This window comes from Komagataeibacter rhaeticus (assembly GCF_003207855.1).
GTDB classification, from domain to species: Bacteria; Pseudomonadota; Alphaproteobacteria; order Acetobacterales; family Acetobacteraceae; genus Komagataeibacter; species Komagataeibacter rhaeticus.
Map to the genome: position 1 here is coordinate 1 of NZ_NKTZ01000046.1, position 4,790 is coordinate 4,790.

At 51.0% G+C, this 4,790-nt stretch carries 6 protein-coding genes; 1 reads left to right on the forward strand and 5 read right to left on the reverse strand.

Features of this window, described 5'->3' with window-relative positions; translation table 11 throughout:
- Nucleotides 1–352 precede the first annotated feature (352 nt).
- From CFR78_RS15765 to CFR78_RS15775, 3 genes are all read right to left on the reverse strand, one after another.
- Entirely contained in the window at nt 353–769 is a 417-nt protein-coding gene (locus CFR78_RS15765; RefSeq protein WP_010518062.1) for a type II toxin-antitoxin system HicB family antitoxin, read from the reverse strand.
- Between the two features lie 10 nt (nt 770–779).
- Nucleotides 780–959, reverse strand: coding sequence for a type II toxin-antitoxin system HicA family toxin (locus CFR78_RS15770; protein WP_019087453.1), 180 nt, complete (start codon nt 957–959; stop codon nt 780–782).
- A gap of 143 nt (nt 960–1,102) precedes the next feature.
- The gene (locus CFR78_RS15775; protein ID WP_110581363.1) at nt 1,103–1,459 is read right to left on the reverse strand and encodes a helix-turn-helix domain-containing protein; all 357 of its coding nucleotides are present in this window, start codon (nt 1,457–1,459) and stop codon (nt 1,103–1,105) included.
- Nucleotides 1,460–2,516: 1,057 nt separating this feature from the next.
- On the opposite strand from CFR78_RS15775, the gene CFR78_RS15780 reads away from it, so the two are divergent.
- A complete protein-coding gene (locus CFR78_RS15780) occupies nt 2,517–3,617 on the forward strand; it encodes a replication initiator protein A (RefSeq protein WP_082084839.1) in 1,101 nt (366 codons plus the stop codon).
- Nucleotides 3,618–3,660: 43 nt separating this feature from the next.
- Here CFR78_RS15780 and CFR78_RS15785 read toward each other — a convergent pair whose 3' ends face one another.
- Both CFR78_RS15785 and CFR78_RS15790 read right to left on the reverse strand, forming a co-directional pair.
- On the reverse strand, nt 3,661–3,939 hold the full coding sequence (locus tag CFR78_RS15785) for a ribbon-helix-helix domain-containing protein (RefSeq protein WP_244191980.1): 279 nt from the start codon (nt 3,937–3,939) through the stop codon (nt 3,661–3,663).
- On the reverse strand, nt 3,939–4,574 hold the full coding sequence (locus tag CFR78_RS15790; protein WP_048883643.1) for a nucleotide-binding protein: 636 nt from the start codon (nt 4,572–4,574) through the stop codon (nt 3,939–3,941). Before CFR78_RS15790 ends, CFR78_RS15785 begins: the two co-directional genes overlap by 1 nt.
- Between the last annotated feature and the right edge of the window lie 216 nt (nt 4,575–4,790).

Genomic DNA, 4,790 nt, shown 5'->3' on the forward strand with positions numbered 1-4,790 from the left:
CCCGGCAAGAAAAAAATGACGGAAAACACCTGTTTCCCGTCATATACTCTCAGCAGCCAGCCTTAGCGTATATCTGTGCCCGTTCTATGTACCGACCCCGACCAGGCGGGCAATATGCCTGTCATGATGACGGCCAGGACGAATGTCGTGCAGATGGCTGTACCAGTTTGGAGATTCAGAGGCATCACGTGAGCCTCCATAACCACAGCGATCCGGCCGATTGGCCCAGCGATGGTCCCGGCCGTGTTTTCGGCTGTGATGATAGGTGCGAGACATGGGAGCTTCCCCTCCATGACGCACGGAGTGATTTCCGGGCGTACCTACATCGCCCGATCTCCCCTGTTCTGGTTGTTCATTTGCTCCTGACCACCGGCTTAAGCCTTGCCTGCAGGGTCATGGCCGCGATCATGCCGGAACGGCTCTCATGGGATGATCTGGCAAGCGCATCCAGCCGCTCCAGAACGCGGCGGGGAAGGGAGATGTTCGCCCGTTCCACCCGGTCATCGAGGACGGCCGGATCAATGGTGACAAAGCCCACTGTCCAGCCCTCATAATCCGGGTTGTTCTGGATGGCGTCGAGCGTGCTGGGAGAAGGCACAGCCTCTCCGGCATCCAGCGTGGCGTCGATCCATGCCGCAGCGGCCTCTTCCGCATTGGAAATGGCTTCATCGAGCGTGTCGCCTGCCGAAAAGCAGCCGGGGAGGTCAGGAAAGACAACGCCAAATGCCGTTGTCTCGCTGCCCCGTTCGATAACAACCGGATAGCGCATGATGATCCTCCTAGAGACCCGCCTGTTTGCGGATGGCGGCAACCAGACCGGTGCCCAGATCCTTTTTGGGATGAGGGACAACCACGATCCCTGGTCGCGATGGATGCTTGAAGACGTTGTGTGAACCGCGCACGCGATCCAGCTTCCAGCCTGCCTTTTCCAGCTCCCGGATCAGATCGGCACTTTTCATTTACACATCATACACACGACATAATTCCTGTTCAACAGAAACCATATGATGTGGGATAGCGCGCCAAAGGCGTCCTGTGGGAGCCTCTGGCCGTCGCTACTGCGAACCCGCTTGAACTAGAGCTGGGGTGTAAGGCTTGGTGGCTAACCTTCGATCAAAATCTTAATTTTTTCCGGTGGAACGCCTAACGACTTGCTCAAAGCAGTTTTAGCTTGAGCGATCGTCAGATTTTCATAAGGTTCGGATTTTTCGTTATTTTCATATATTGGTTCAAATATGTTTGGATTGTCCATAACAAATCGAACCTTCAAAAACTTTTCAAGCGCTATAAGTTTTTCAGTCTTCGGGAAAAATACCCCTAGCGTGTAGTTCCTTACTGCTTGGTTAGAACATTCCAGAACCTCTGCAATCTCTTTACGGCTGACATGGCGTTTATCCATTGCCGTTTTTAACTGTTCTCCAAAGGATTTTTCAAGTTTTCCGCGTGCTTCCTTAGCCATTTTTGTTTCCTAAAATTGTTTTCCTTCAAACCTAATATAAACCCCAGATTAAAAATTCAACAACAAAATAATATTTATAGGATCCACAGAATGCATTTTATGCATCCTATCTTCACTCTCACTTGGAAATGCCCTGAATTCGTCCAGCAGCTCTGCCGCTTTCTGTTAGCTGGCATACCGCTAACGTACAGATACCGATTGCGACGACTGGGAAGCTTGGAAGAACGAAGCCACACGTCAGTCCCTCGCCCAGGTAGAGGCCGGATTGGTGATCAGTACGGAAGCCATGAAGGCATGGGCGATCATTTCATTGGCTGTGATCTCTCCGCGCTGGCGTGCATCCATAATTGCGGTAAGCGCCCTGGGAGGCCACACAAAGCGCAATTCCCGTTATCGCCCTACAAACTAGCCGTCACACAAGATAACGTCTGTACGGACATCCTGTGGCGTCTGGCGGACATACTGCGACACGTGAGCTTCTGAATGATCGCCTGAACTCCGGTGCGTCTAGAGCACATTACGGTCTTGCCCGGTTCTTCTGCTGTTGCAGGCGTCGGGCGAGCGCGGAGCGGGAGCCCCGTAGGGCGCCAAAGGCGCCGACGCGGGAGAGGATGATGCTGGTGGAGAGACGATGTGGGAACGCATCGTCAGATTATGACTTCGCGCCGTAGGCGTGTCTGCTTAGCGCAGCCCTGAAAGGGCGAGCAGGGGGATGCCGGGTGGGAGATCGCGCATAGCGCGATCGGGGCGGCCGTAGGCCGTGAGCCGGCGGGGGCGTAGCCCCCAAGAGGCGGTGCTTGGGTTCAATTTGGCTGAAAATTGCAGAGAATGAAAAGTTATCCACAGGCTTAGAGTGTTAATTTATGTGTTAATAATAGTGTTAAGGGTTTTCCACAAACACGTAACTGACTGAAAATAAAATACAAAAACAGTGTTTTGGAGCAGCTTGCGTCAACGAAACCCCGAATCTAGTGACTCCAGAACCCCGAATCTTCGTCAACGAAACCCCGAATCTAGCTCTTGCGTCAATGAAACCCCGAACCTAAACTGATCGTCAATGAAACCCCGAATCAAAGCAACCCGTCAACGAAACCCCGAACTGGCACTTACCGTCAGTGAAACCCCGAATGTTGATGGACGTTCAGTTCTACTTCCGGAACGATATCCGACACCAGATCTTTTTATTTGTGATGTCCTTGATGCCATCCCCAAAGATGATATGGCCTCGATGGAACATCCAATTTTCTCGCTTGCCACTAAACCTGATCGACGCATTTTCCGATACGAGCACAATGGCAATACAGTTGAGATCGTTCCGAGCGTCAAAGGGCTCGCGACGATCCATGACAAGGATATCCTTATCTATTGCATTTCGCAGCTTATCGCGAAAATGAATCAAGGTGAGCAGCCAAATCGAACTCTCCACCTTACCGCACGCGATTTATTGGTATGGACCAACCGTCAAACCGATGGTGATGGCTATAAGCGGCTTCGGAGCGCATTTGAGCGCTTAGCAGGCACACGGATCACCACCAACATCAAAGCTGATGGAGAAGAAATCACCGAAGGCTTTGGCCTTATCAATGAATGGCGAATTGTCCGTAAGACCAATTCCGGACAAATGTCCGAAATCAAGGTAACGCTATCCGAATGGCTATTCAGAATGATCGAAGGCCGAAGTGTACTGACATTACATCGCGATTATTTCCGTTTGCGCAAACCACTTGAACGGAGAATATACGAACTTGCACGTAAGCATTGTGGCGCTCAGGAAAAATGGGTTGTTTCTATAGAAATTTTACAGAAAAAAACGGGGGCCAGTAGCCATATTCGCGTATTTCGCTCAATGCTCCGTGACTTGGCAATCAATAACCACTTGCCTGATTATGCTGTCGAAATAAACAGCAACACAGTTACTTTCCGTAATCGGGAAACGATGGACACCGTCAAGGTAATAGCGCCAAAGCTCCAGAAACCATTTGTCGATCCCGAGGGTTTCCATGACGCTAGAGGAGTTGCTCCAGGATATGATGTCTACGCACTCTATGATGAATGGGTGTCATGGTGGAACGATAGCGGACAACCAGAGTTGCAAAACCCCAGTGCCGCATTTGTCGGATTCTGCCGCAACCGACACAAACGCAACCCTATACGCTAGACACAGCCTACGTGTATAGTTGTATACGTGTATAAATGTATACTTATCCGCTAACGATCCTGCTTCGTCCTTTCTTCACAAACAGATCGTCCAGTGCTTCTCCAAGCAAACTCTGAACCGTCGTTCCCTCTTCGGCCGCGATAATACGAAGCTGGGTGCTGACTTCAGGAGAAAAATGCCCACCGATCAACTTGGTCCCCTTACGACCATTCAGCGTAGGTTTACGGGATGATATATCTGGCTTCGGGGAAGGGGTTGGCATTGCCTCACCACTACCTTTGGCGCGATCAAGCATCGCTTGTAGCGTATTGCTTTTCGCCATCACGCTACCTCCCGATTTTTGTATAATTGTATATCTGTATACTCGTATAAGCGCTTAATTTCGTTTGCTGCTGGCCCATGTGCTTCGAATTCCTGCACAGCCTGTCCCGCCGCCTGTGCACGGAAAAATGCCTTGCGGTTTCCTACTGTCACCGGACAGACCGTTGCTCCCAATTCGGTCACGGCCTTAATGGCATCCCCTGTCTCCTGCCCCTGGGGGGGCACAAAAGTTAAAACGACAGCGAACGCTTTATCGAGCTGACGAACCACATCCAATGTGTGTGTCATACTCATTGTATCGAACACGGCCGTCTTCGTCGGAATGAGAACGAAGTCAGCATGCCGCGCCGCTTCATAAGCTACATCACGCGCAACAGCAGCTCCGTCGATAATCACAAGATCAGTACCCGCATCCGCGCAGGCTTTGAGCATTGCAGGCAAACGTATCGGCTGAATTGAAGCCACAGCCGGTGTATCGAGCTGGCGTACGTCTTTCCAGAAAGAGGCTGTCGCCTGTGGGTCCAAATCAATAATAGCAGCAACTTTACCCGCTTGCTCAGCCGCGACAGCGAGACAGGTTGCAAGCGTCGTTTTTCCGACACCGCCCTTCTGCGAAAGAACAGCAAGAACCTTCATGCTACACCTCTACACGTATAATCTTATACCTGTATACACTTTCTACGAGGGAAGAGAAGGCCTCACCTTATCTCTCTGCACAATGGCAGCAACAGTGTTCTTGCTGATTCCCAGATCGGGGTCGGTACATAGAACGGGCACAGATATACGCTAAGGCTGGCTGCTGAGAGTATATGACGGGAAACAGGTGTTTTCCGTCATTTTTTTCTTGCCGGG

Coding starts and splice junctions, on each gene's coding strand:
- CFR78_RS15765 (WP_010518062.1), bottom strand. CDS start 769: ATGCGCTATCCGGTTGTTATCGAACGGGGCAGCGAGACAACGGCATTT.
- CFR78_RS15770 (WP_019087453.1), bottom strand. CDS start 959: ATGAAAAGTGCCGATCTGATCCGGGAGCTGGAAAAGGCAGGCTGGAAG.
- CFR78_RS15775 (WP_110581363.1), bottom strand. CDS start 1,459: ATGGCTAAGGAAGCACGCGGAAAACTTGAAAAATCCTTTGGAGAACAG.
- CFR78_RS15780 (WP_082084839.1), top strand. CDS start 2,517: ATGAAACCCCGAATCAAAGCAACCCGTCAACGAAACCCCGAACTGGCA.
- CFR78_RS15785 (WP_244191980.1), bottom strand. CDS start 3,939: ATGGCGAAAAGCAATACGCTACAAGCGATGCTTGATCGCGCCAAAGGT.
- CFR78_RS15790 (WP_048883643.1), bottom strand. CDS start 4,574: ATGAAGGTTCTTGCTGTTCTTTCGCAGAAGGGCGGTGTCGGAAAAACG.